Origin of the sequence: Paenibacillus wynnii, from assembly GCF_030812855.1 — a bacterium.
GTDB classification, from domain to species: domain Bacteria; phylum Bacillota; class Bacilli; order Paenibacillales; family Paenibacillaceae; genus Paenibacillus_AQ; species Paenibacillus_AQ wynnii_A.
Genome location: NZ_JAUSTK010000009.1, coordinates 60911 through 87835 on the forward strand (window position 1 = coordinate 60911; position 26925 = coordinate 87835).

Annotated in this window: 20 protein-coding genes and 1 riboswitch; of the genes, 18 read left to right on the forward strand and 2 right to left on the reverse strand. The window is 44.1% G+C overall.

Annotated elements, in window-relative coordinates; translation table 11 throughout:
* Positions 1–4: 4 nt before the first annotated feature.
* The 7 genes from J2T20_RS11330 (at position 5) to J2T20_RS11360 (ending at position 12911) form a co-directional block, all read left to right on the forward strand.
* Entirely contained in the window at positions 5–1345 is a 1341-nt protein-coding gene (locus J2T20_RS11330; protein WP_307588362.1) for a UDP-glucose dehydrogenase family protein, read from the forward strand.
* 390 nt (positions 1346–1735) lie between these two features.
* Complete coding sequence (locus J2T20_RS11335; RefSeq protein ID WP_307588364.1) at positions 1736–3109, forward strand: sugar phosphate nucleotidyltransferase; 1374 nt, start codon at positions 1736–1738, stop codon at positions 3107–3109.
* A gap of 137 nt (positions 3110–3246) precedes the next feature.
* Positions 3247–3327: riboswitch (cyclic di-GMP riboswitch) on the forward strand.
* Between the two features lie 16 nt (positions 3328–3343).
* Complete coding sequence (locus tag J2T20_RS11340; RefSeq protein ID WP_307588366.1) at positions 3344–5593, forward strand: PA14 domain-containing protein; 2250 nt, start codon at positions 3344–3346, stop codon at positions 5591–5593.
* Positions 5594–5765: 172 nt separating this feature from the next.
* On the forward strand, positions 5766–7340 hold the full coding sequence (locus J2T20_RS11345) for a glycosyl hydrolase (protein WP_307588368.1): 1575 nt from the start codon (positions 5766–5768) through the stop codon (positions 7338–7340).
* A gap of 183 nt (positions 7341–7523) precedes the next feature.
* A complete protein-coding gene (locus tag J2T20_RS11350; protein WP_444939701.1) occupies positions 7524–10061 on the forward strand; it encodes a discoidin domain-containing protein in 2538 nt (845 codons plus the stop codon).
* Between the two features lie 774 nt (positions 10062–10835).
* On the forward strand, positions 10836–12275 hold the full coding sequence (locus tag J2T20_RS11355; protein WP_307588372.1) for a potassium/proton antiporter: 1440 nt from the start codon (positions 10836–10838) through the stop codon (positions 12273–12275).
* A gap of 180 nt (positions 12276–12455) precedes the next feature.
* A complete protein-coding gene (locus tag J2T20_RS11360) occupies positions 12456–12911 on the forward strand; it encodes a Dps family protein (protein ID WP_307588374.1) in 456 nt (151 codons plus the stop codon).
* A gap of 80 nt (positions 12912–12991) precedes the next feature.
* On the opposite strand, the gene J2T20_RS11365 is transcribed toward J2T20_RS11360, so the two are convergent.
* Positions 12992–13699: an AIM24 family protein gene (locus J2T20_RS11365; RefSeq protein WP_307588376.1), complete on the reverse strand. Its 708-nt coding sequence runs from the start codon at positions 13697–13699 to the stop codon at positions 12992–12994.
* Between the two features lie 50 nt (positions 13700–13749).
* Positions 13750–14238, reverse strand: coding sequence for a hypothetical protein (locus J2T20_RS11370; RefSeq protein ID WP_307588378.1), 489 nt, complete (start codon positions 14236–14238; stop codon positions 13750–13752).
* A 158-nt stretch (positions 14239–14396) separates the two neighbouring features.
* On the opposite strand from J2T20_RS11370, the gene J2T20_RS11375 reads away from it, so the two are divergent.
* The 11 genes from J2T20_RS11375 to modA all read left to right on the forward strand — a co-directional run bounded on the left by J2T20_RS11375 (position 14397) and on the right by modA (position 26901).
* The gene (locus J2T20_RS11375; protein WP_307588379.1) at positions 14397–15098 is read left to right on the forward strand and encodes a M50 family metallopeptidase; all 702 of its coding nucleotides are present in this window, start codon (positions 14397–14399) and stop codon (positions 15096–15098) included.
* 32 nt (positions 15099–15130) lie between these two features.
* Positions 15131–15754: a hypothetical protein gene (locus J2T20_RS11380; RefSeq protein WP_307588380.1), complete on the forward strand. Its 624-nt coding sequence runs from the start codon at positions 15131–15133 to the stop codon at positions 15752–15754.
* 51 nt (positions 15755–15805) lie between these two features.
* A complete protein-coding gene (locus J2T20_RS25765) occupies positions 15806–16189 on the forward strand; it encodes a LytTR family transcriptional regulator DNA-binding domain-containing protein (RefSeq protein WP_373457787.1) in 384 nt (127 codons plus the stop codon).
* Between the two features lie 747 nt (positions 16190–16936).
* Positions 16937–17650, forward strand: a complete 714-nt coding sequence (locus tag J2T20_RS11385; RefSeq protein ID WP_307588381.1) for a hypothetical protein — start codon at positions 16937–16939, stop codon at positions 17648–17650.
* 203 nt (positions 17651–17853) lie between these two features.
* Positions 17854–18819 carry a helix-turn-helix transcriptional regulator gene (locus J2T20_RS11390; protein ID WP_307588382.1) on the forward strand — a complete coding sequence of 322 codons (966 nt, stop codon included), beginning with the start codon at positions 17854–17856 and terminating at the stop codon, positions 18817–18819.
* A 1359-nt stretch (positions 18820–20178) separates the two neighbouring features.
* Positions 20179–21168 carry an ABC transporter ATP-binding protein gene (locus J2T20_RS11395; protein ID WP_307588384.1) on the forward strand — a complete coding sequence of 330 codons (990 nt, stop codon included), beginning with the start codon at positions 20179–20181 and terminating at the stop codon, positions 21166–21168.
* The gene (locus tag J2T20_RS11400) at positions 21165–22160 is read left to right on the forward strand and encodes an ABC transporter ATP-binding protein (protein ID WP_307588385.1); all 996 of its coding nucleotides are present in this window, start codon (positions 21165–21167) and stop codon (positions 22158–22160) included. The genes J2T20_RS11395 and J2T20_RS11400 overlap by 4 nt, the downstream gene beginning before the upstream one ends.
* Positions 22161–22251: 91 nt before the next feature.
* Positions 22252–23919 carry an ABC transporter substrate-binding protein gene (locus J2T20_RS11405; RefSeq protein WP_307588386.1) on the forward strand — a complete coding sequence of 556 codons (1668 nt, stop codon included), beginning with the start codon at positions 22252–22254 and terminating at the stop codon, positions 23917–23919.
* 80 nt (positions 23920–23999) lie between these two features.
* Positions 24000–25004, forward strand: coding sequence for an ABC transporter permease (locus J2T20_RS11410; RefSeq protein WP_307588387.1), 1005 nt, complete (start codon positions 24000–24002; stop codon positions 25002–25004).
* A gap of 11 nt (positions 25005–25015) precedes the next feature.
* Positions 25016–25915: a nickel transporter permease gene (nikC, locus tag J2T20_RS11415; RefSeq protein WP_307588389.1), complete on the forward strand. Its 900-nt coding sequence runs from the start codon at positions 25016–25018 to the stop codon at positions 25913–25915.
* Positions 25916–26103: 188 nt separating this feature from the next.
* A complete protein-coding gene (gene modA / locus J2T20_RS11420; RefSeq protein ID WP_307588391.1) occupies positions 26104–26901 on the forward strand; it encodes a molybdate ABC transporter substrate-binding protein in 798 nt (265 codons plus the stop codon).
* Positions 26902–26925: the final 24 nt, after the last annotated feature.

The window sequence follows — 26925 nt, forward strand, 5'->3', positions numbered from 1 at the left end:
TTGTATGAAGCTGGCAGTAATCGGTACCGGCTATGTCGGTCTTGTATCTGGCGTATGTTTTACACTTAACGGAAATCATGTCATTTGCGTCGATAAAGATGAGGAAAAGATTAATAAGCTGAACCGCATGGAATCTCCCATTTATGAGCCGGGAATCGAAGCCTTGATTGATGTGAATCTTCGTGAGGGGCGCTTGTCATTCTCCTCCGATCTTTCGGATTCGGTACGGCGTTCTGATATCGTCATCCTTGCTGTAGGGACACCTTCCCTGCCGAACGGAGAAGCGGATCTTCAGTATATCGAAGGTGCGGCGGCTGAAGTCGGCAGAGCTATGGAAGGCTACAAAATTATTATGACCAAGTCTACCGTTCCCGTCGGAACCAATGAGAAGATTCGCAAGATGATTGCTTCACACACAACTCATCCTTTTGATATCATCTCTGCGCCGGAATTTCTTAGAGAAGGCTCAGCCATCAGTGATACGCTTCATCCCGATCGAATAGTCATCGGATTGGATAATCCGGACCTCGAGCCGGTTATGAGAAAGCTTCACCAAGGATTTACGGAGAATGTATTCGTGACCGATATTCGCAGCGCGGAAATGATTAAATATGCTTCAAATGCCTTCTTGGCTACTAAAATCTCGTTCATTAACGAGATTGCTAATATTTGCGAAAAAGTGGGAGCTGATGTAACCGAGGTAGCCCAGGGTATGGGGATGGACCGCAGAATTGGTTCCTCATTCCTGCAAGCTGGTATCGGGTACGGCGGCTCCTGCTTCCCTAAGGACACCAATGCGCTGATTCAAATTGCCGGCAACGTCGATTATGAGTTCAAGCTTTTGGAATCTGTGGTTGAGGTCAACAAGGGTCAGCGTTTTATGATTATCTCGAAGCTGCATGAATCGCTAGGAAGTCTCCGAGGAGCGGTAATCGGAATATGGGGGCTCGCTTTCAAGCCTAATACAGATGATGTACGTGAAGCCCCGGCCCGTGAAATCGTTGAGGCGCTTGTAGCAGAGGGTGCCATCGTGAAACTCTTCGATCCGATTGCTGCCGATAACTTCAGGAAGCAATACGATCATCCGCAACTCCGTTGGTGCTCCTTGCCGGAAGAAGCGGCGAAAGACAGTGATGCTGTCTGCCTGCTGACGGATTGGAGCCTGTTCAAGGATATCGACTTGCACAAGCTGGCGCAAAGCATGCGTAAGCAAATTCTGATAGACGGCCGAAACCTCTACACCAAGGAACAAATCGAGGGCACTGGCCTAGAGTATCACTCTGTCGGACGCCCGCAGATGGGCGGCCTTAGCGGTTATTCGCAGAGTGTGGCTGGCGCGGTGTAAGGTTGGTTTAATCTCTTTATCTGTTATCTGTTATCTCTTATCTCTTTGTCTGTTATCTCTTTGTCTGTTATCTCTTTATCTGGATTAACTCTTTAGCATTTTCTAGTGGCTTTCCCAGGCAGTGTTGCCGCCGGAAAGCTTTAGAGGTCGATCGCGAAGCGGAGATAATGGGATCTTTATAAAAACACAGTGTTATGTAAAGGGACGAAGAGGAATTTTGGAACTGTAGAAGCGTTAGCGTTCGCCTTTATCCTTGGATTTCAACCGCGAGGAGCGGTCACAATTCAGGAAATCCAAGGATAACAGCGATCGGAAGTCCAACATTCATCGCAGTCCCCCAGCCATAACAATCCCACTCTTTTATAACAATCCCATAAGGAGGGTTCACTTATGAAACTTGTACTATTGTCAGGCGGTTCAGGAAAACGGTTGTGGCCTTTGTCCAACGATTCACGTTCAAAACAATTCTTACGAGTATTGGAAAGTCCGCAAGGTGAGCCGGAGTCCATGGTACAACGGGTCTGGAGACAGCTGAAAGAAACAGGTCTTGAGAGTTCCTCCTATCTGGCAACAGGTCGCGGTCAGGTGGAAATGATACAAAGTCAGTTGGGCAGCGAAGTGCCGATCATTGTAGAACCCGAACGGCGTGATACATTTCCGGCGATTGCGCTCACGGCCTCCTATTTGTATTCGGTGGCAGGGGTTTCGCCCGCTGAGATTGTAGCCATTTTGCCGGTAGATCCTTATGTGGAATCATCCTTCTTCGAGAGTGTTGCGAAATTGGAGAGCACAATGGAAGAGAGCGGCGCGAATTTGGCGCTTATGGGTGTTGTCCCTGAACTGGCATCAGAGAAGTACGGGTACATTATTCCGACTCGTGATGCGGCAGGGGAAAATGGATTCCTGCGTGTGAGTCATTTTCAGGAGAAACCGAACCGCAAACAAGCCGAGGAGTTAATCAGTCGGAATGCTCTATGGAACTGCGGCGTATTCGCCTTCCGGTTGGGGTATCTGCTGGATATCTTACAGAGCAAGGGGCTTCCCTTGGGATATGAAGAAATGCAGAAGCAATATAAACTGCTTGCATCTATCAGCTTTGATTATGAAGTGGTTGAAAAAGAGGATAATATCGTAGTGCAGCCGTATGACGGGTTCTGGAAAGACTTAGGTACGTGGAATACCCTGACTGAGGAAATGTCCAGCAATCACGTAGGTAAAGGATTTATTACGGCTGACTCTGAAGGAACTTGCCTGATTAATGAATTGGATATTCCGATTACCGTAATCGGTGCTAAGGATCTAATTATTGCAGCAAGCCCTGATGGAATTCTGGTTACCCATAAAGCGGAAAGTCCGCGTATCAAGGAAGTATTGAAGACTTTTGAGCAAAGACCGATGTACGAAGAGCGCCGTTGGGGACATTATCGAGTGATTGACTATGTGAAATACAATGAGGGCAATGAGGTTCTTACTAAACGGATTTTTATTTCTGAAGGCAAAAATATCAGCTACCAGCTTCATCATAAACGCAGCGAGATCTGGACAATAATCAGCGGTGAAGCCAGTATTGTTCTGAACGAAAAAATGCATAACGTAAAAGCAGGCGACGTAGTCCGGATACCAGAGGGCACCAAGCATGCCATATTGGCTCTGACAGATCTCGAATTCATAGAGGTACAGACTGGCTCTGAGCTGGTTGAAGAGGATAACATTCGGATCACGCTGGATTGGAATGATATCGAATTACAACAGTTTATTTCATAGCACAAACTAACTATTTAAACCATTTAGTATAGTTCTGAAACAGGTACAAGGAACTATTTATTAAGGAATTTTCATAATTGCACTAAACTAAAAACTAAGTACAGTCGATATTTACGGTAAGAGGGATAAATCCTTCCAAACGACAAAGGCAAACCTATCGAAAGATAGGGACGCAAAGCTACAGGGCCTTTCGCAAGAGTGGCAGCCTGGCTACCGAAAGGAAGATGAATTTTGATGGCTCACCGTAAGTATCGACTGTTATGTTCGTTGTTGTCTTTTGTTTTGTTCTTGACTGCCATTCCGTTAGGTTTGAGCATCGCGCCACTGTCTGCAGAAGCTGCTGTAAGTTTTGCCCCGGTTAATCCAAATGCTTCACCTGAAGCGATCAAGCTGCTGAAGTATGTATCCGATATTTCCGGGAGAGGAATTTTAACCGGCCAGCATGACTATTTGGAAAGTCCGGATGAATTCAGCAACAAGCTGCAGGCAACCAGTGGAAAATATGCTGCGCTACATGGCTACGAGCTGGGTGCAATAAGCGGTCAGACGGAAAGCACTACGGCTTGGCAGCGGCAAAATGTGGTCAACAGTGCAATCAATTGGAACAAAAACGGCGGCATCGTGGCAATGACATTCCATGAGAACCTTCCGGGAACAACATATGACTGGTCCAATGTTCAAAAAGGTATTAGTCAAGCAGACTTTGACAAATACGTTACGCCAGGAACAGCGCAATACAACAGCCTGATTACAGAGCTTGATAAGGTGGCAGTTTCCCTGAAAAGCTTGCGCGATGCGGGTGTACCTGTATTGTGGAGACCCTATCATGAAATGAATGGCGGTTGGTTCTGGTGGGGCCAAAAGAATAACTTTTCTGCCCTTTGGAACATTATGTATGACCGATATGTTAACTATCACAATTTAAACAACCTGCTGTGGGTATGGAGCCCGAATGCACCGAATGCCTGGGCTAATCCTTATGCCTCGACCTATCCGGGTGCTAGTATGGTAGATATTCTGGCAGCAGATATATATGAGAATGATTTTAAAAAAAGCTATTATGACAGTCTGCTTACTCTTGCTGCCGGCAAACCGATCGCGATCGGGGAAAACGGTGAAATGCCCGACACGGGCACAATTCTCAAAACACAGCCTAACTGGGCATTCATGATGAATTGGGGAAAGATGCTTTACGAGAAAAATACTACTGCTACCATTACTGGTTTTATGAATAATAGCTATACCCTTACACGGGATGAATATAGTACAGGAGTAATTCCTACCGCTACTCCAACACCAACACCAACACCAACGCCAACACCAACACCTGTACCCACAGCGACACCTGCAGTAGGACTTCTACTTCCGGTCCAAAATGGGTTGCAGGGACAATATTATACGAATATGAATCTTTCGGGAACACCGGCGCTTGTCCGGAATGACAGCGCAATTGATTTCAATTGGCGACTGACAGCACCCGCCAGTTCACTTGGCATCAACTACTTTTCCATACGCTGGACAGGTAAAATCAAACCTCTATATAGCGAGACCTATCAGATTTACACCGCCTCGGATGATGGTATTCGTGTATGGGTAGATGGGAAGATCGTGATTGACAGCTGGATTAAACAGAGTGGAGCCGAACGTGTTGGAAGTATCCCTCTGCAAGCAGGACAGTTGTACGATATTAAAATTGAATATTATGAGAACGATGGAGATGCACGGGTTCGTCTAATGTGGGAGAGTCCTAGTCAAATTAAGGGAGCAGTTCCCTCTAGTGCGTTGTTTTTAGCTTCAAATGCATTAAATGTAACAGTATCGACTGTTACGCCAACACCGACGCCAACACCGACACCGACACCGACACCGACGCCAACACCGACACCGACACCGACACCGACACCGACACCGACACCGACGCCGACGCCAACACCAACACCGACACCGACGCCGACGCCAACACCAACACCGACACCGACACCAACACCGACTACGGTTACATCGCAAAATCAGGAGCCCTTACAAACAGTTACGCCCGTATATGAGAATGGACTGCAGGGAGAGTATTTTAGTAATATCCAGCTTTCGGGAACCCCTGCCATTGTGCGTAAGGATGCTGCTCTTGACTTTAACTGGCGGTTATTATCTCCTAATTCTGCAATAGGTGTGGATTTCTTCTCTGTTCGGTGGAGCGGTAAGATCAAACCGCGGTACAGTGAGACCTATCAAATCTATACGGGTTCAGATGATGGAATTCGTGTGTGGATCGATGGGAAGTCTGTTATTGACAGCTGGGTGAAGCAAAGTGGCACCGAGCGTCAGGGAAGTATAACTCTGAATGCAGGTCAGCTCTATGATATCAAAGTAGAGTATTACGAGAACCAAGGAGACGCCAGAGCACGTCTAATGTGGGGAAGCCCGAGTCAGCTTAAGGAGACCGTGCCTTCGAGTGCACTATTTCTTCCTTATGCTACCCTGAACTAAAGTTACAAGCCTTCCATAAAAGCCAATATTGTTCCGGGCACTTTTGATAAGAAGCAAATATATTCTTTTCAGTCCATCCCTTACTGGCCCTGCTAATCAGCAGGGCCAGTAAGCTATAGCCCTCATTGGTGAATCGGTTGCTTGTCCTTTTAGTAAAGGAAGGTCACCCCTTATGCCTTTTGACGGCAGCCTGGCTACCGAAAGGAAGATTACTTTGAACACTTACCGTAAGCTCCGGTTATATAGTGCTATATTGCCACTGATATTGATTATGTCTTTTATCCCTTGGGGTGAGGTTAACAGCCTGCCTGTAACCAAGACGATAGTTGGACCGGTTAACCCTTCTGCTTCGGTAGAGGCACAGGAACTATTAAGTTATTTGGTTGGGCTTAGCGGCAAGGGTTTGATATCCGGGCAGCATGATTATCTGGAGAGACCGGATGATTATAATACCAAGCTTAAAGATACCAGCGGTCAATATGCCGTATTGCATGGCTATGAGTTAGGTGCTATCAATAATCAAACTCAGAAGACTGTAGCCTTAGAGCGGCAAGCTGTCGTTAAAAGCGCAATAGACTGGTATAACAGCGGTGGAATTGTAGCGATGACATTTCATCAGAATCTTCCGGGAACGTCAGCAGCTTGGTCCAATGTTTCCAAGGGATTGAGCCAAGATAATTTCAACGCCTATGTAACCCCGGGAACACCGCAATATAAGAGTCTAATTGCCGATTTGGATCAGATTGCAATTTACCTGAAACAGCTGCGCGATGCTGGAGTTCCAGTGATATGGAGACCCTACCATGAAATGAATGGTGGATGGTTCTGGTGGGGAAAGAAGAGTAATTTCAAAGAGCTTTGGAATATTATGTACGACAGGTTTGTAGAGACTCACAAGCTGAATAACCTCTTGTGGACATGGAATCCTAATGCGCCGAACGAATGGTCCGACCCTTACTTACCTTATTATCCCGGTTCAGATAAGGTCGACATATTGGCTGCCGATATTTACAACAATGATTATAATCAAATGTACTATGATAGTCTGTTGGAACTGGCCAATGGGAAGCCGATTGGGATCGGAGAGAGCGGAGAGCTTCCAGATCCGGAAATGATGGCACAATATCAGAGTAAATGGGTATATATGATGACATGGGGCAAAATGTTGACTGAAAATAACAGCTCCCAAACAATCAAAAGCTTCATGAGCAGTACTTACACAGTTTCCAGAGATAAGCTAGTAAGCAGGTTGCCAGTAAAGAGCCCAGCAACGGTTAAACCGACGGTTAGACCAACGAACCAACCTACGAAGAATACAGCCCTTAATAACCTAAGCGCTGAATATTTCAACAACGTGGATCTGGCCGGAAAACCGGCTTTAAGTAGAAAAGACAGTAGGATCGACTTTAATTGGCGGAGGGGTTCCCCGAGTTCTGCCATTGAAAACGACTCTTTCTCCGTTCGCTGGGAGGGGAAAATTAAGCCGCAGTACAGTGAAAAATATACCTTTTATGCTTCCTCGGATGACGGAGTAAGGGTGTGGGTCGACAATATACTTATCATTGATAGCTGGAACAAGCAGAGCGGTGTTACTCGTCAGGGAAGTATAACTCTTAAATCAGGAACTTTATACAATATAAAGGTTGAATATTTTGAGAATCATGGCGATGCCAGTATACGATTGAAATGGAAGAGCCCGCATCTGAAAGAGGCTGTCATCCCTCAAAGTGCCCTGTTCTCTCCTTAATGAAAGGGCGATTTCAAATTGCCAGACATTCCGGATGAAAGAGAGGACAATGAGATGAGCGCTTATAAACTTAAAAAACTTCTACATTTGACACTGAAATTAGCAGCCCTAACAATCTTGTTTCTGTTGTCCACCTCCCTTTTCGGTTCAGAAGGTGGAGAGGATGGCGCAGTGAAGGTGGATATGTCCAAGTTATCCTCAGGACAAATTACCGCACCGAACCAGCCATCAGGTACGGTTTTATGGGAACTGGGCAAGCATGACGGGTCCTCCGGGGAATTCGCGGCAGCGAGTTCCTCGAGTGCTAATAATAAGGCTATTTCTGTCTCAAGCAAGGTGATTGCCCCGGGGAGCATTCCCTCAGGTTTGAATGGCGCAACCAATCCAGAACTGCGTATCTCGTATTCATTAGACAAGATCCCGGCTAACGGGGTCTTATTTCACGTAAGTATTCTGGATGCTTACAAATCCATCCCGCAAATGAGTGTTTTTTCAAATAAACAATTGTCGGGCATTATCCAAATTTCAGGTGTATCCGGGACGAACAGTGAGTATACCTTTCGCAAAACGTATGAGCTTTATATCCCCAAGGAGCAGTTGAAGACCGGTTCAAATGAGCTTAAGCTCCAGACAACCCGATGCTTGTACTGTTCTAATGCAGAGGATAAATACCTATGGTGGACCTGGGATAATCTTAGTCTTGAATCGTTGAACGCTCCGGCCACAGAACCTATTCATGGAAGCTACTCCTTAACGGGGACTATGGTCAACAACAATCAGTTTTACTTCGATAGCGGTGCAGTTACACATCTACCTTATATTATGAAATGGCTTGGGATAGCTTACAGTGGCAATATCATGCGGACTTCCTGTGTCAGTGATGTAGGGAGATCCTGCTCCAACATGCTGGATTACTATAAAGTTCTAGAGGATTATAATATGCAGTCCGTGGCAATGTATCTCTACTCCGGTGATATTAAGTTGAAAAGTGACGGTTCCTTGCCGGACGCTGCGGCAAAAAAACTGTCGGAGTACTTCCGCAATTACAGCCCTTATTTTCAGTTCTATGAGGTGGATAATGAGCCTGGTTTGTTCAATCGATCCAAAGCCGTCAATCTGGCGATTGCGAATTGGCTGAATAAAGAGGGCAAAACAATTGCTCCCCATTTGCAAACTGTTGCTCCGGGCTGGGCTTATTGGCCGGGCTTTAAAGAACATTCCTGCGGTAATCAGAGGGGTTCGGTAAAACAGTGCGGTGACCCTGATGGTTGGGAGAGGGATCCGAAGCAGCGATTGGAGCTGGAGAAGGTTACGGATCTAACCAACGGTCATTCTTATGGAGAGTCGTACATTTTCACCAACGGGGGAAGCTTCACGGAGAACCTCAAAACGTTCGAAGGAGCGGCGGACGGTCTGAATAAGCAGATGCTCACCACTGAATTTGGTACTTCTGACAGTCATACGGATGCTCCGCAGTATGGAGCGACCGAACGGAAAGCAGCTGTTTTCGACCGAATTATGCGTGCACACATTGGTTACGCAGATATGTTCGTTCAGCATGCCGCTTTTTTCAAGGACTTCAGCTTATTCAAATATGGCTTTAATCTGGAAGAGCATGACCCGGCCACCACTGAGATTTATTATACCTCTGCAAATGAAGATTCCCGTGTAAGTATCATGCGGAGATTAAGCCTGGCATATGCAACACACGGAGCTCCGTTGACATACCAGATTTCGAACAAGACAGCCCTGGCAGATAAGAGTGTCTATGTCCGGGCGGTTGATACCTCAACGCTTACTCCGCTGGCAGGAACAGGAGCAACTTCGAATAAGGTGCTGGTCAATTTCGTTAACTTTGAAGACACTACGCAAACTGTAAATGTAAATGTTACAATGCCGAAAAAAACTGTATATGAGGGTGAACGCTTCGGCAACGGCGATACCTATGAAAAGGCTCGCAGCTATATAGCAGGTAAAAAAGCCAGTCCCATACTGACCTTTACGGAGACCTTGGCCCCGGGTGAAGCCGTGCAATATATTTTGCAGCCTTCCCAGGAAGTGAAGGACGTTGCCCCCCAAGGGTTCGGAGCCTCCGCAGTAAAAGGCCCTGCCGTTCATTTAAGCTGGTTGGAGACCCCTGGAGCAAGCTATGAAGTGCTTCGGGATGATGGTGGCGGAAAACTGAGTGTAGTAGCGGCAAAGGTTACGGAAACGCAATACACCGACCGAAATCTGCAAGACGGAACATTGTATACGTATGCCGTAAGAGTGACCGGATCACAGGTCATGTCCCAGACGCTAAAGATTACAGCCACCGGGTTGGTTCCGCTTAATCGGACGGATTGGAAGGTATCCTCCAATGTAAACCAGGACGCTTCAAACCCTAGGAGTGCTATTGACGGGGATCGCCGTACTCGCTGGGATACGGGGAAACATCAGACATCCGGTGAAACTTACCAAATTGACTTGGGAAGTACCCATAGCATAGAAAATATTGATTTAGATTACACGCTGTCTTCATATGACTATCCTAGGGGTTATGAAGTTTACGTGTCAGATGATGCGGTTAACTGGAGACTGATTACTTCCGGTAAAGGCCAGAAGGAAAGGACAAAGATACAATTTACACCCGTTAGAACCCGCTATGTGAAGATTGTACAGACTAGCTCCGGTGGCAATTATTGGTCAATTCAGGAACTGCAAATTTACTCGAGAGAATAAGATCTCATTATAAGAAAATAATACAATCGAACAGGAATAAGACCACCGTTTGAGCTTTTAGAGGGAAAAATTCCTACTAATTCTGCCGTTTCCGCTCAAATGGGGTCTATATCCTTGTGTATCTCAACATTAGGGGAAAAATCCCTCTAATTCTGGGTAGAGACCGCCGGGTTACGGAGGTAGTCAGTGAAATAGATGTATTTTATACATTTATTTCTAGCTTTTGGCGCTTGGATGTATGGATAGATGTACTTTGTGCAACTAAAAACACGAATATGCCGGTTAAACCCTGGAATACCCAAAAATAAGTGTATAAAGTGCAATTAAATACCCTAAAGTGTGCTAAGGGAGAAATATAAGTGTACATTCTGCAACTATATATATTGAAACTCATGTAGGTAGAAGATTTGCCGTATCTGTTGCGGATACCCGAGGAGATAACTTCTACTCTCATACACAAACTTCTTGACGCTACCGCCGTTTGAGCTTTTAGAGGGAAAAAATCCTACTAATTCTGCCGTTTCCGCTGAAATGGGGCCTATATCCTTGTGTATCTCAACATTAGAGGGGTTTTTTTCCTGCAAATTGGTCAACCCAACCCAACCCAACCCGGCATATTCAACTGATAAGCAATAAAAAAACCGCCGAACAACCCGGAGATCCTGTCGATCTCCGGGTTTTCTGTCGTCACTGTACCACCCGTATATTCTTACTGCTCAGTGCCATACTATTTTGGGTAATAAAACTACGAATAAAGAAAGGGATGAGGTTACAATGAGCCCCCTTGCAGATAATGTTATCTTATTATCGGCGGTCTTATTACTAATAGGTGTTCTATCCACTAAATTTTCAACAAAGTTCGGGATGCCGTCATTAGTCCTATTTATTGCGGCAGGTATGATTCTTAGTCATTTTATTTATTTTAATAATGCGTCCTTAACACAAATAGCCGGCATCTTTGCCTTGATTATCATTCTGTTCGAGGGAGGAATGCAGACGAGTATGAGGGATATCCGGCCTGTTATTGTACCGGCTTTGTCCTTGTCAACTATAGGCGTACTATTAACCACAGGAATCGTAGGATTATTCGCCAAGCTTATCCTTGATGTTCCTTGGGCGGAAAGCCTGCTGTTCGGGGCGATTGTTGGGTCCACGGATGCGGCAGCGGTATTCTCTGTATTGGGCGGTAAAAACATAGATAAACGCATCACTTCTACACTGGAAGCAGAGTCCGGCAGTAATGATCCCATGGCTGTGTTTCTTACGGTATCCCTTATAGAGTGGATTCTTCAGCCGGATATGGCTTTGTGGAGTCTGATATTCTCTTTTATATGGGAGATGGGTATAGGGCTGGTATTGGGATTTGTGTTGGCTAAGCTGGCTGTATTTCTAATCAATAAAATAAATCTGGAATCTTCCGGTCTTTACCCAGTTATGGCTATAGGATTTGCGGTATTAACCTATGGAGTGGCTGCTCAAATTCATAGCAGCGGATTGCTTGCCGTATATGTACTTGGACTTGTTATGGGCAATTCCAAATTGATTTATCATCGCACCATTATGAGTTTCAACCACGGCTTTGCCTGGATGATGCAGATTGCCATGTTTATCCTTCTTGGCCTGCTGGTCTTTCCGCAAGAGCTCGTGAACATCGCCTGGCAGGGTCTGCTCCTATCTTTTATTCTAATGGTGGTAGCGAGACCGATAGGGGTATATCTAAGCCTTCTATTCGCCAAATTCTCTTTTCGTGAAAAGACATTGATCTCCTGGGCCGGCCTGCGCGGAGCGGTTCCGATAGTACTGGCTACCTACCCTTTATTAGCCGGGCTACCGCAGGGAAGACTTTTCTTCAACGTCGTATTCTTTGTTGTATTAACCTCAGCGGTCATTCAGGGTACTACAATTTCTCCGTTGGCTTCCCGGTTAAAGCTCGTGGGAAAACACAGTCCGGCGCTATCCCTAATGGAGTTAGTAGCACTGGGCAAAACGGACTCGGAAATCAACCATATACGAATTGATGAGTATATGCCCATTGCCAAAAGGCAAATTTCCGATCTAGAGCTGCCAACTGATATTCTGTTTACGGCTATCATTCGCAATAATCAAATCGTTGCACCTCACGGGAATACAGTGATTGAACCGGGTGATACCTTATACGTGCTTAGCCCTAAATCAAAGAGTGAGATGATGCAGGCGCTTTTTCGTACCCAGTGATTAAGAAAACTAATTAAGATGTGACACAAATTACAGGCATATTAAGGGGTTTATGCTAATATCTACAGCAACAAAATTCGGATACTTGATTGCAATAAATGGAGTTTCGTGTTAAGTTGTATATAGATTTAGAATAAGTCTAAATACATCTGAACAACATATATCTTAGGAGGTTTATTAATGACAACACAATTGAAGAGTGCTACAGAACTGCAAGCTGCGTTGAACCGCCAAACAGCCAACTGGTCGGTATTAGGTGTCAAGCTGCATCATTATCACTGGTATGTGAGCGGATCCCAATTTTTTACGCTGCATGCGAAATTTGAAGAGCTTTATAACGAAGCTGCCGGTTACGTGGATGAATTGGCAGAGCGCTTGCTTGCTATTGGCGGACAACCGGCTTCTACAATGAAGCAGTACCTGTCCTTATCCTCAGTGCAGGAAGGGCAAGGCGGCGAGGATGCCAAAGAAATGGTGGGTCAATTAATTAAAGATTTCACTACCGTTGCGGCGGAATTGCAAGGTGCGATTGCACAAGCGGAAGAACTTGGCGACCAGCCTTCTGCAGACCTCTTGATTGGCATCAGAAACAGTGTGGAGAAGCATGCTTGGATGCTGAATGCATACCTCGGCTAAGAAATTTCTCTAATATCGGAATAAAAAAAACCAGCAGGTCTCGCGTTGTCTGAGACTTGCTGGTTTTGTTTATGGCCTATTCACTTAATAAATACACCGCCAAAAGGCAGAACCTCCCGTAAGAATCGCTTGAAAATTCCATCCCCATCATTCGTATCCCGCTCAAAACGTCGGCTTTGCCGTCCTGCCTGAAATAGAACTGGGCCTTGGCCTGTCATTTTCCAATGATAGCTCATATGCTGACTGGCGAGATGATTACCATATACGGTAAGCTCCAGCTTGGCGTTCTCAGGATAAGCGATCACACTACCAGCGTCTACAAAAAGCGGTTCGAACGGATGGAGTGTTGCTTCACATACCGTTCCCTCTGTGAGAATACCGATGCTGCCTTTACCAGAAAACTTAACCTTCACGGTATCTCTTGTGATGAACATATTCTTTACACTTAGCACTCGTGTCTGCATTGTTATACCTTTACTATAAAAGAATAAATGTCTGAAATCGTACAGGAGATCACTTTTTCCGTCAAGCTGAAGGGTTTTGATCCTGTACCCAGGGGGAAGTGCAGTAACAAACCGGCAGGGCCCCGACATATCTGCGCGGATCAGCTTACGCTTACGATACATACCTTTTACATCCATAAACCAGTCAGCCCGTCCTGACGAGGGACCTTGATATGCAATAATTTGCTGCGGGTGGAGTACATGCACTTCTTCGTTCTCCGCAATGGTAAAGGCTACAGCCTGTCCACTGCCGCTGTCGCCTTCATCCTGGACATCGACATTCATTGTTATACCCCCTCGTCCTTTAGTGTGTGACTGGCTGTATATCTCCTTAGTTAGCGAAATCGGTCCCCTTTTCTGGAACGGCGGCGCATCCCGAAGCGAATTAGACGAATTAGGAGGAAGTAGCCAACTAAAAGGCCAAGTCCTGTGTAAATTGTGATTTTGATTTTACGCAGGTAACTCTCTCGTGCTGCACGTTCGTCCCTTAGTTGGTCTACTGCCTTTGTCAGCTGGAGGTTTTGCTCAATCAGAGCAGTGTTCTCTGAACGGTAGCTCTCCATGTCTTCTATCGTCTGTCCTAATTGATCTTTAGTTTCTCCAAGTTCATTTTTTGTCTTCTCCAGCTCCTCTACCGTTTGCTGGTAGCTCTCCTGTAATTGATTAACCTCATCCGGCAGCTCTGAGAATTGCTGAAGGCCATTATATAAATCATTGAAATAATTCGCCTCTGCAGCAGGTGCCGGAAGAGTGGACGACAAAACCAGCAGAAGAAAAACGGAAACCAACAAGCGGATAATTGTATGATAATAATAGGGTTTCATTAAGCTCACCACCTAGTATATTCTAATCTAGTTTCTATCTTCTATTTTATCATAGCATGACAGGGTTCGACAGCGGATGTGTAACTTGAGGCAGTAGGAATTCATTGAGAAGTAAGGTGGCATATCGTATACTTTGGACGAAAGGGAGATGAAATTTCATGAATAAATGGCTCAAAACTATACTTTTTCTAGCAGGATCAGCCTTATTAACCCGCTTAATTCCCTTTTCCTCCCTGTTTCGTAATCTGGACACCATGATCCATGAGTTTGGTCATGCTATGGTTACACTGCTTGTATCCGGTTCGGTACTGAGGATTGAATTATATGCGAATCATAGCGGTGTAACCTATTCAGTAATTCAAGCGGGTGGGAGGGCTATACTGGTTTCATTGGCGGGTTACACCCTGGCTTCGTTGTTCGCACTCTTGTTATTCTATCTATATGCCCGGGGACGTGAGAAATGGGGGCTTATACTCACCAGCGGGGTTGCACTTGTTATGCTCCTGCTCTATGTACGGGGCGGCTTTGGCATACTTTGGTTAAGCGGGTTCATTGTCTTAAATATCTTGATCATTCTAGCCGGTAAGAAGGTGCAGAAGTTTTATTACCTGTTGTTGGCATTTCTAACCTTGGAAGAATCGGTACTGGGGCCACTTTTTCTGGTAACGATGTCCTTACATTCACCAACTCGCGCAGGAGATGCTAGTAATCTCGCTCAGTACACTCCGTTGCCTGCGCTTTTATGGGCAGCTATATTCTTTTTGTTCTCTCTGCTATGTGCCAAATGGGCGTTGGGATTCTTTATGCAGCATTCACGAAGTCAACTTTCGACAAGGGCAGATCGGAAATGGTTTAATTAAAGCAGGTAAAGAGGTTATGAGGAGGATTTATAGTGTTTTTGGAATCATTAGGGTTTATGTTTTTTTCAACGATCGAAACGATCTCGGTATATTATTTAATTATGTCGCTATTCAGACTTAAGGCTAGGGATTATATATGGGAAGCCTTGTTTATTGTTCTCTTAATCAATTTACAAAGCTATGTACTCAGAAATGAGTTCTCACTTGCTTATCTCGTTCCAGTAATCGGCATTTTTATCTTCATTTTTTTATTCGCAGTGATAGTGAAAATACCGTTGGTATGGTCGATGATAAGCACCATCCTGGGTTATGCCATATTTGGCATCCTGCAGACAGGCTTGGCGATCCTGTTATTCGGGTCTATAGCGGGAGCTATTTCTACAACTTCGAACGGGTACCTTCTACAGTTTGCCAGCGGGCTTATCACAACATTAATAGCATGGTTTCTATTTAAAATAGGTTGGGGATTTAAGTTTGATTTTGAAAGACTGCGCTTTAGGTTCGATGATATTCTTGTCATTGTTTTAATCTCTGTATTCCTAGTGTTCATTTCTGTTATTTTGTACTATAACCAAATTTTTATTGATATCATATTCTTTGTTTCTACAGTAGTTTTCTTGCTCTATTATGCAATCTGGAAGGAAATGGGCAAATAATTAAAGTAAAGCACCTTAAGAACTGCTTAAACAGCGATGGAGATGACACATATGAAATGCCTTAGTGTAACTAAAGATCAGAATGGACTGTCAGGCATAGTACAACTAAATATTGACGATATAGCTTTTTTAGAATTCGATAGCCGATCAGGCAAAATTTTTATTCATACCATAGATAACAACATATTCTACACAGTAGGATCACTGAAGTATTGGACGGAGGTTTTGAATAACACCGGTTACAGATTTTTTGTTGCTGACCGGAATAATTCGGTTCATATCGACAATATTGTTGAAATGAACGGATTCCTGAAAGTAGCTTATTTTGAAAGGAACAGGACGGAAAATTCAAGGCAGTGCACGATGTCTAAAAGTGGATATAAAGAGGTTTCGCAGTTATTACACATTAGAAAATCTAGTGCGGTTTACACCTAGAGTTGCCACTTGGCAACTCTTTTTTGTTGTGGGGTAGAAGAATTATATTTCATATAGACTGAAATCGGAATGTTCTGAAAAATTTTGTGGAATGCGTTATGAACAACATCGCTTTTCAGCCCATTCTGGATTTTCGGCCGCTGTTGTCACCAGATTTCTTGACTTATTCCGCTTTTAGCACTTGAATCCGGATACAAAGCGGTCGCTATCGCTCCTAAAGTTGCAAAATTACCTTTCGTTCCTTTTCGCTTTTTGTTATTTTCTTTTGTTCAGCTTAAATTAGAAGGAATTTTTCCTACTAATTAAGGATTGAACCACTTATCTAGTTATTTAGTGGGAATATTTCCCTCTAAACTCAGGTTTTAGCCTCAAAAAGCATCAAAGTGGATGATTTTCTAGAATTTATAGGGAATATTTCCCTCTAAATGTTGATTATAAGGTTTTATTTATGATTTACAGGTAAATTTTCCTCTAAAACTTTATTTCCTACGGTTGTCCAACATGAACACCTAATTATTTTCGTATGGCTGCTCTCGGCTCGAAGTCTAAACATACTCCATAGTTACTACCACACTCCCAAGGAGTAAATCTTAAGTACAATCTATATAGATGTTTTTTTTGTTACATAAACAGGCTTTTTGTGTATACTCCTTCTATATTATCAAAACGAACATACGTTCCATGACAAGGAGTTGTCCACCATTATTGGTACATTAATAAAAGACAAAAAAAGAAAGAGGTGGAAATATGCAAGCGAGTATTCAACCAGACTTTACATGGAGCAAGAATCATATTTTTGCCGGTGGAGCGCAGAATATTGTTTTGCTTGTAGAATGGCGCGGCGCTCCGTCAGCAGAACAGGGACGTAGAAAAAATCATAAAATAGCAGCACGTGAGATAGAACTGCGTTTATGGTTGGAACCTCACATCGTCTTAACCAGAATGTATGGTTGTCGGGCATTAAGTGTAAGTGGTGATGATAATCGCTCGGTACTGTTGCCTCTGGGTAAAATTCAGACTGGACAACGTAAATATATTGCATTGGAATTCGCATTGAAACCGGCGCATGCAGGTAAACATGATGCGGTCTGGCTACACTGGCAATTTAAACAGCCCTATGGCGAAAAAATCTGCGAGCTTCCCATGCAAAAATTAAGCCTAGAATATAGTCATCATACCGGTGTGTTGCAGGAGTCTTGTTGCTTTCATGTAGAAAAGCACCTTGAACTGCTTCGAACGGAAGAGGTATTAGAACAGGCGGATCTGCTCAGTAGCAAGGGGAAGCTAGGGGAAGGTTTGGAGTTGGTTCGCCGACATGCCGACAAGTTGCTGCTCTTAGCAGTGAGAACCGGGGATAGGCTGCTGACAAGAGAAGCTGAGAGCCTGTATAGAAGATGCGCACTCACACCGCCGCTGAACAAATTGATAGAGGAACAAGATATACGAACAGGGTGTATATAAATATATTTAAATATATAGAGACTTTGTTCCTATTCCCAATTACGTAAATATCACAAAATACATAACATGAAATTGTGGAAATATAGTAAAATAGTTCTATTGTAGATTTTTTATATCGTAGAATATGTTCCTGTTATAGATACATATGACTATTAACACTAATATTCTGAGCCTATTTTACTAAATATCAAGGGGAACTGAAAATGACAGACAGATTAATTCGGCTAATGCGGATAATAACGCTTGTTCAAGCCAAGCCAGGAATTCTGGCTCGTGAGTTAGCCGAACGCTGCAGTACGAGTGAGAGAACAATTTATAGGGATATGGATGCTCTTAGCGCCATGCATATCCCTATAACCCATTTGGGACATGGTAAAGGGTACACCTTTATTGGGAATTTTGCACTGTATCCCTTAGATTGGTCGGAAGAAGAAGCCGCAGCTTTTTTAGAAATAAGAGCTAGAATAGAAGATATAAAACTTCTTATGCCAGATGGCTTTGAAGGTGCCTATGAGAAAGTAATGGCAGCGGGATACAAGCTAAAGGTGGACAAGGAAGAGAAAATGGAGAGTACTAAAAAAGACTCGGGTTTAAATTGGATGGAAAAAAACAGCTACCAACAGGAGCAATCCACTTTTCTGACTCAGATTCTGGCGTCTGTGTTGAAACAGAAGAGCATTCAAGCAGATTATAGCGAAAATGCTTTTGAGGAGTACGGGACATTGATAGATCCGTACTGTTTGGTTCCTCTTGAGAATCGTTTTCACCTTATAGGTTATTGTCATCGGTTTGGACGTATTCGAACCTTTCATATAGGCGGACTTTCAAATGTTAAGACTAAATCCAGGGCATTCACCAAAGAGCATTTTAATTTGCAAACTTTCCTGAAGCAGAAATGGTCCTTGGATCAAGACAGTCTTCAGGTAGAATTTAAAGTGAAATTCGATGAGCATACGCTGCTGAGAGTAATAAAGGAGGAACCGACATTTCAACCGATAAAAATAGATCAACAGGGCCGGTTCCTTCATTTTGTGGTTGATATTGAACAGGATATTCACTTTATCCGCTGGATCACTTGTCTTGAAGAAGAAGCTGAAATCATAGAACCTCAATATTACCGTGAAGTTATGCGTTATCAATTAGAGAAATGGCTGTCGCTGTATAAATAGCGCAGCCTTTCCTTTTTTATAGGGCCTAAGCCTATATAGATTCGTTCCTTCTCGATTTTAGTTGTTTTCTTTTGTTCAGCTTATATACATGAAAACTAGCAATTAAGCTGAGCTAAACAGCAGCAGCTAAAGTAAATCTATAGTAAGGCAGATTGGGTGAAGAACCCTATGCGGACTACAGATCCCTTATTGTCTATAAATTGCTCTATAAGAAAGTTATGCGGACACAGATGTCGTTATTTATGAATACTGGGCTATATATAGCTGAATTCTTGTAAATAAGACCTCCTGAGTCCGCATAGATAAGGAATTCAGATAAATGGAGTAAATAGCGTCCGCTGGGTCCGTAAGGCTTACGCATTCATCTTCAGCAGATATCCACGCGTGATCGTACATCAAGAGGTCTGAATCTCTCCTGCGTGATCGTACATCAAGAGGGGAGTGGGTGGCTATTCATGCGGAGCAGAGATCTAAGCCAGTTCATTCATCCATCCAGAAAAACACTTTACTCTATAAATCGAACTTTATAACTAGAGAAAAGGCAATGGAGTGACGAAGGGGGATTTTGGAACTGGAGGAGCGAGAGGGACCGCCCGAAAGACTTCCGTAGGAAAGCTAGCTTCGAAAGCATAGGTTTTCTACGGATTTCATCCGCAGAAAACGGTATAAATCAAGAAATCTGTAACACAACAGCGGCCGGAAGTCCAAACATTCACCGCGGTGCGACGAATCCTTTATTCTAAAAATCTTAAGTTCAGTCTATATAGATGGAATTCACTCGTCTAATTTCATATTTTTAATTAATATGGATAATTTTACTGAAATTATAAGGCGTTTTTCCCTCTATATGTTGATTAAGAGGTTTTATTTATAATTTACAGGGAAGCTTTACCTCTAAACTATATTTATCACAGGAAAAGAGTCCTAGTAGCAAACTGGTTCTAAAACAAACTTGTAATTATCGGTTACTAGAGAACAATCAAATCTGTGCGTGGTTCGCCCCGAGTGGTTCCATTAACGCTAATCATTTTCGTAAGGCCGTTCATGGCTGGAAACTCAAAGTCTAAATATACTTCATAGATACCACTTCATTCTCAAGGAGTAAACTTAAGTACAATCTATATAGTGAAAATATTCGATTGAATATTTCAAAAATTTCCCTTGTAGGACACGGGATTATATAGTAATGTAATAAAAAATAACATCTGTGGTGGTTTAAAGCGTTATTTCTTTCATGCGATGTCAGATTAACGAGTCTCTCTGATCCAGAGAGTTTTTATTTCTCGGAATTTGACCATAGTTCAATTTTAGAAAATAAAATTTTAAACAGAAGATTTTCATCAGAAGAGAGGTATTACCTTGATACAGCCAATTCTGAAAATAGAGGATTTGCACACGCACTTTTTTACTGATCGCGGTGAAGTGCCTGCCGTTGACGGCGTTGATCTTTATGTAAATCCCGGTGAGGTGCTGGGGATCGTTGGAGAATCAGGCTGCGGGAAGAGCGTTACGTCCTTATCGATCCTGAAGCTTGTTCCGAATCCCCCCGGTAAGATCGTGAGTGGGAATATTTATTTCAAAGGAAGGGACATTGTCCCGCTGAAAGAAAAGGAAATGCGTAAGATTCGTGGAGATGCGGTATCGATGATTTTTCAAGAACCTATGACCTCTCTTAACCCGTTGTTTACGGTAGGTCAACAAATCATAGAAACAGTGCGATTGCACCGCGGACTCTCGAAAAAACAGGCAAGAGAGCATGCTACCGAGATGCTTCGTAAGGTTGGAATACCACGCCCGGAGGCTATTATTGACGAATACCCTCACCAATTGTCAGGCGGGATGCGTCAGCGTGTAATGATCGCAATGTCGATTTCATGCAGTCCTGAGCTGTTGATTGCGGACGAACCAACCACGGCACTTGACGTAACGATTCAAGCGCAGATTCTGGATTTGATTCGAAGGCTTAATGAAGAACAAGGTACGGCGGTTATGTTGATTACTCATGATTTGGGTGTAGTTGCGGAAATGTGCCATCGTGTGGCGGTTATGTACGCTGGAAAAGTAGTAGAAGAAGGCAGTGTCCATGATATTTTCCATAATCCCCTGCATCCCTATACAAGAGGCCTTATCGAATCTGTTCCTAGAATGGATGAGACTCGCGAGCGGCTGTATTCCATTCCCGGGAATGTACCTATACTCAGCAATGATTTGAAAGGCTGCCGTTTTGCGCCAAGATGTCCGAATGTTATGGATATTTGCCAGCAGTCGATTCCGCAGCTTACATTGCAGGAGAAAAGTCACAGCTGCAGATGCTGGCTGCATGAAAGTCAACAGGAGGATGCAGTATGAGTGAGAGTCTTCTAGAGGTTAAGAACCTCAAAAAATATTATCCGATTAACAAAGGATTCTTCAATAGAGCCCAGGGCTTCGTTAAAGCAGTGGATGATATTTCTTTCTCGGTAAACAAAGGGGAGACCTTTGGTTTAGTAGGTGAAAGTGGTTGCGGGAAATCAACGACAGGACGTGCGCTCTTACGATTGATTGAGCCTACAGCAGGAGAAATATGGTTTGAGGAACAGGATATTACCAAGCTGTCTATGGAAGAAATGCGTAAACGGCGCCGGGAAATGCAGATTGTGTTCCAGGATCCGTACTCCTCTCTTGATCCACGTAATACAGTACAGCGGATTTTGGAAGAGCCGATGATTGTACACGGCGTAGGTAATGCAAAGGAACGCCGGGCTGCTGTTAAACGGCTGGCCGATGTGGTTGGACTGGCGAAGGCACATCTGCAGCGATATCCGCATCAGTTCTCGGGTGGACAACGTCAGCGAATCGGGATTGCCCGAGCACTTGCTCTCCAGCCTAAGCTTATCGTTGCGGATGAACCTGTATCAGCGCTGGATGTATCTATCCAGTCTCAGGTCATTAATCTGATGCAGGATTTACAGCGTGAATTTGGATTGACCTACATATTTATTGCACATGATCTCAGTGTTGTGAAGCATATTTGCGACAGAGTAGCTGTAATGTATCTGGGCAGAATCGTTGAAATTACGGACAAGAACAAGCTGTATGCTCAACCTATGCATCCCTATACACAGGCTTTATTGTCAGCCGTGCCTGAGCCTAATCCGGATATTCGTAAGGAACGGATTATTCTGCAGGGTGAGGTACCAAGTCCCGCGAACGCACCGATCGGCTGCGCATTTAACACACGTTGTCCAAAGGTGATGGATGTATGCCGGAATGTTAGACCGCCGTTGTTAGAAACAGATTCTGGACATCTAACAGCCTGTCATTTGTATGATAAGGAACCGATAATAACGCGGCTTGCCTAAAAAAACAATATTTCAACATTGGTTTATAGCTGTTGACACAGCCACATATAAACGCGTTATTACTTTCTATTAGGAGAAGGGAGTTTTCTAGATGAAGAAGTGGAGTAGTCTTGCATTGGTATTAATGCTGAGCGCGTCATTTGCGCTGAGCGGTTGCGGAGGAAACAATAACGCAAGCACAGAAGGAAACACAGGGGGAAATGCAGCGGCTACTAAAGCACCGGAAAGCTCACCGGATGCTGCAGCAACAGCACAAGACACACTGATATTAGGACGCGGCGGAGATTCGGCTTCACTTGATCCTGCTATCGTAACCGATGGGGAATCCTTGAAGATCGTTCATCAGGTGTTCGACTCCTTGCTGGAATACAAACCAGGTACTTCTGAAGTGCAAGCTTCTCTGGCTGATAGCTGGGAAGTATCTGCAGATGGATTAACTTACACGTTCAAACTTCACCCAGGAGTGAAGTTCCATGATGGTACGGACTTTAACGCTGAGGCTGTAGTATTTAACTTTACCCGCTGGAGTGACCCGGCTAGTGCATTCAAGTTCGAAGGTGATTCCTTCGATTATTACGATTCCATGTTCGGTCCTGAGGGAAGTCGCGCAATTAAAGAAGTGAAAGCTGTTGATCCAACTACCGTTCAATTTACTTTGAATCAGCCGCAATCACCATTCTTACAAAATATTGCAATGACCTCTTTCGGTATCGCAAGCCCGACAGCCATTCAAGAAAAGAAAGAAAACTTTAAGAATGAGCCGGTAGGAACAGGGCCATTTATCTTCAAAGAATGGAAACATAACGATTCCATCACACTGGATAAGAACCCTAACTACTGGAAAGAGGGACTGCCGAAGCTTAACAAAGTTATCGTGCGCTCCATTCCTGATAACTCTGCACGCTTTAATGCACTACAAAGCGGTGAAATTGATCTGATGGAAGATTTGAGCCCGGATGATTTGTCGACGCTTGAAGGCAACACCGAATTGCAAAAGATTGAACGTCCACCGTTCAACGTAGCTTACTTGGGCTTCAATTTTAAGAAAAAGCCTTTTGATAATGTAAAGGTAAGACAAGCGTTGAACCATGCAGTAAACAAACAAGCTATCATTGATGCCTTCTTTGCGGGTCAAGCAACAGCAGCTGTCAACCCAATGCCGCAGTCACTATGGGGCTATAACGATAGTGTGCAGGATTATGAATATGATCTGGACAAAGCTAAGGCGCTGTTGGCTGAAGCTGGTTACCCTGATGGTTTGCCTGATACTGTAACCTTGTATGCAATGCCGGTATCCCGTCCTTACATGCCTGATGGCAAGAAGGTTGCAGAAGCGATTCAAGCAGATTGGGAAAAAATTGGTGTGAAAACAGTTATCGAATCTCCGGAATGGGCTACTTATCTGGATGACACGAAAGCCGGCGAAAAGGATGATATCTTCATGCTAGGCTGGACTGGCGATAATGGCGACCCGGATAACTTTATTTATACCTTGCTTGATAAGGATGCTATTCCTGGTAACAACCGTACATTCTATGCCAACGAAGAACTGCACACGATCCTTGTGAACGCTCAAAAGGAAACGGATCAAACTAAACGGTCAGACCTGTATAAGAAAGCCCAAGAAATCATCAAAGCAGATGCGCCTTGGATTCCACTTGTACACACAACACCGCTTTTGGCAGGTAAAGCAAACCTCAAAGGATTCGTTCCAGGACCAACAGGCACAGAGTATTACAGTGAAATATATTTCGAATAGTTAATAGAAGAAACCAGCTTGCCGTCGCGATAAGCGGCGGTAAGTTATTTTTCAAATACACCTTTGGAAGGTGAGCCAACTTGAATTCCTACTTATTAAAACGTGTCATGGTTCTAATCCCTGTTCTAATCGGGATGACGATTATCGTGTTTTCCATCATCCATGCCATTCCCGGAGATCCGGCAGAAACGATTCTTGGGCAAAAGGCGACAGAGCAATCCAAGCAAGCACTGCGTGAGCAATTAGGTCTCGACAAGCCTTGGTTGAATCAGTATATCAACTATATGGGTGATTTATTACAGGGTGATCTAGGCACTTCCATCCGCACCAAAACACCGATTGTCAAAGAGATTTTGCCTTATTTGGCGGCTACGCTGGAGCTTACAGCTGCCAGTATGATATTTGCGACTATTGTAGGTGTAAATGTAGGGATTCTAAGCGCTTGGCGGCAAAATTCATGGTTTGATTATACGGCAATGGTTATTGCCCTTATTGGGGTTTCGATGCCGATATTCTGGCTGGGGCTTATGGAACAGTTGATTTTTTCATTAAAGCTGGATTGGCTTCCCTCGATAGGGAGAATGGATCAGCGAAATCCGGTGGAGAGCGTTACCAATCTGTATGTGATTGATACCATTTTGGCGGGAAACTGGAGTCAGCTCTGGACCGTTATTAAACATCTAATATTGCCAAGTATAGCTCTCGGGACCATTCCAATGGCGATTATCGCCCGTATGACCCGCTCCAGCATGCTGGAGGTTATGAATTCAGATTACATCCGTACGGCAAAGGCAAAGGGATTATCGCAATTTCTTGTCGTGTATAAGCATGCCTTGAAAAATGCACTTATCCCCGTACTGACGGTTATTGGCTTGCAAACGGGCGCACTGCTCGGCGGGGCCGTACTGACAGAGACGATTTTTGCTTGGCCGGGCGTGGGACGGTATATATTTGAAGCGATCAGCTCGCGTGATTATCCTGTAATCCAGACGGGAATTCTGATCATTGCTTTTATTTTTGTATTTATCAATTTGCTTGTGGATCTCCTGTATTCCGCTATAGATCCACGTATCAACTACAAGTGAGGGGTGAACCTATGACACAGGCAGCAACAAACGTGAATGCAACTCCCCCGAACGTTCCTGAGGAAAAGGTATCCGGTCCTTGGCGTGATGCGTGGAAGGCATTCCGTAAGAATAAGACGGCAATGGTTGGGCTTGGCATCATCGTATTTTTTGTGCTGATTGCACTTTTGGCGCCATTTATCGCGCCTTACGGTTTTAAAGAACAGGAACTAGTTAACAGATTGAAGGCCCCATCTTCCGCCCATTGGTTCGGCACGGACGATCTTGGACGGGACCTCTTCACACGCGTGATCTACGGAGCTCGAATTTCGTTATGGGTCGGTTTCTTCTCTGTAATCGGATCGATCGTTGTAGGTACCTTTCTTGGTGTATTGGCCGGATTTTACGGAAAATGGATCGATATGCTGATCTCTCGCATGTTCGATATCTTGCTGGCATTCCCAAGCATTCTGCTCGCTATTGCTATCGTAGCGATTCTTGGCCCTTCCTTGCAAAATGCACTCTATGCCATTGCGATTGTGAACGTCCCTACATATGGCCGTCTTGTGCGGTCTAAAGTGCTCAGCTTGAAGTCAGAGGAATATGTTACCGCAGCCAGAGCGATTGGAATGAAGAACAGCCGCATTCTGATCAGCCACATCCTGCCGAACAGTATAACACCTATTATCGTGCAGGGGACGTTAGGCATCGCGACTGCAATTATCGAGGCAGCCGCTCTTGGTTTCCTTGGGCTTGGTGCACAGCCCCCTGATCCGGAATGGGGTAAAATGCTGTCCGATTCCCGACAGTTTATCTCAAAGGCCCCTTGGACCGTACTGTTTCCCGGCCTGTCCATTATGTTGACGGTGATTGGCTTCAACCTTATGGGTGACGGTCTGCGTGATATCCTGGATCCGCGGATGAAAAACTAAAGATACTTAAACAGCCTTTCAGACGGGAAACCGCTTGAAAGGCTGTTTTTATTCAGGTATCTTCGAACTTGTTATGCTTCATTATGTCTAATTATAATCAAACATAATAAAACATATAGAATAATCCATTTTTCTATGCTAGAATGACTCCTAAATAAAGAAAAGAAGCATATTTGGGAGGAATGGATATGTTAAAGAGATACCTACTAGGAATACTTACAATTGTACTATTTGTAGTTCTAGCTGTAGGCTTGTCTTCAATATCATCTAACGATAACGTAGAGGCAGCATCCAAGAAAACAGAGATTATTGTGTCTGCGGCAGCAAGCCTGCAAGACAGTCTGGACAAAATTGCTGTTCAGTATGAGAAGCAGCATCCCGATATCGACCTTGTTTTTAATTACGGAGCATCCGGTACACTGCAAAAGCAGATCGAGCAAGGTGCGCCGGTGGATATTTTCTTCTCAGCAGGAGAAAAACAAATGAACGTTCTGGTTGACGGTGACTTGATTACTGATCATAAAGTGCTGTTAAAAAACCAATTGGTTATTGTTGTTCCTTACGATTCAAAGGTAAAGCTAACGACGATTACACAGCTTACAGATGATAAAGCTTTCAAAAAAGTGGCTGTTGGGCAGCCGGAATCGGTTCCCGCGGGGCAATATGCACAGCAGTCGTTGACAGCCAAGAAAGTATGGGATATGCTGCAAAGCAAACTGGTATTTGCGAAGGATGTTCGGCAGGTACTAACTTACGTGGAGACGGGAAATACGGATGCAGGGTTCGTCTACAAGACAGATGCACTAACTTCCAAAAAGGTGAGAATAGCTCTTACGGTAGGTGCACATGTACACAAAGCAATTAACTATCCGGCGGGTATTGTGAAGGATTCTGGGCATCAGGTCGAAGCCAAAGCCTTTTACAAATTTCTTCAATCCAAGGAAGCACTCGATGTTTTCACTAGCTACGGGTTTTTACTTCCTTAATATACAAATTGAGATAAGCGGGTT

Excerpts from the sequence above, each read along its gene's own strand:
- J2T20_RS11330 (WP_307588362.1), top strand. The coding sequence starts at position 5 with ATGAAGCTGGCAGTAATCGGTACCGGCTATGTCGGTCTTGTATCTGGC.
- J2T20_RS11335 (WP_307588364.1), top strand. The coding sequence starts at position 1,736 with ATGAAACTTGTACTATTGTCAGGCGGTTCAGGAAAACGGTTGTGGCCT.
- J2T20_RS11340 (WP_307588366.1), top strand. The coding sequence starts at position 3,344 with ATGGCTCACCGTAAGTATCGACTGTTATGTTCGTTGTTGTCTTTTGTT.
- J2T20_RS11345 (WP_307588368.1), top strand. The coding sequence starts at position 5,766 with ATGCCTTTTGACGGCAGCCTGGCTACCGAAAGGAAGATTACTTTGAAC.
- J2T20_RS11350 (WP_444939701.1), top strand. The coding sequence starts at position 7,524 with ATGTCCAAGTTATCCTCAGGACAAATTACCGCACCGAACCAGCCATCA.
- J2T20_RS11355 (WP_307588372.1), top strand. The coding sequence starts at position 10,836 with ATGAGCCCCCTTGCAGATAATGTTATCTTATTATCGGCGGTCTTATTA.
- J2T20_RS11360 (WP_307588374.1), top strand. The coding sequence starts at position 12,456 with ATGACAACACAATTGAAGAGTGCTACAGAACTGCAAGCTGCGTTGAAC.
- J2T20_RS11365 (WP_307588376.1), bottom strand. The coding sequence starts at position 13,699 with ATGAATGTCGATGTCCAGGATGAAGGCGACAGCGGCAGTGGACAGGCT.
- J2T20_RS11370 (WP_307588378.1), bottom strand. The coding sequence starts at position 14,238 with ATGAAACCCTATTATTATCATACAATTATCCGCTTGTTGGTTTCCGTT.
- J2T20_RS11375 (WP_307588379.1), top strand. The coding sequence starts at position 14,397 with ATGAATAAATGGCTCAAAACTATACTTTTTCTAGCAGGATCAGCCTTA.
- J2T20_RS25765 (WP_373457787.1), top strand. The coding sequence starts at position 15,806 with ATGAAATGCCTTAGTGTAACTAAAGATCAGAATGGACTGTCAGGCATA.
- J2T20_RS11385 (WP_307588381.1), top strand. The coding sequence starts at position 16,937 with ATGCAAGCGAGTATTCAACCAGACTTTACATGGAGCAAGAATCATATT.
- J2T20_RS11390 (WP_307588382.1), top strand. The coding sequence starts at position 17,854 with ATGACAGACAGATTAATTCGGCTAATGCGGATAATAACGCTTGTTCAA.
- J2T20_RS11400 (WP_307588385.1), top strand. The coding sequence starts at position 21,165 with ATGAGTGAGAGTCTTCTAGAGGTTAAGAACCTCAAAAAATATTATCCG.
- J2T20_RS11405 (WP_307588386.1), top strand. The coding sequence starts at position 22,252 with ATGAAGAAGTGGAGTAGTCTTGCATTGGTATTAATGCTGAGCGCGTCA.
- nikC (WP_307588389.1), top strand. The coding sequence starts at position 25,016 with ATGACACAGGCAGCAACAAACGTGAATGCAACTCCCCCGAACGTTCCT.
- modA (WP_307588391.1), top strand. The coding sequence starts at position 26,104 with ATGTTAAAGAGATACCTACTAGGAATACTTACAATTGTACTATTTGTA.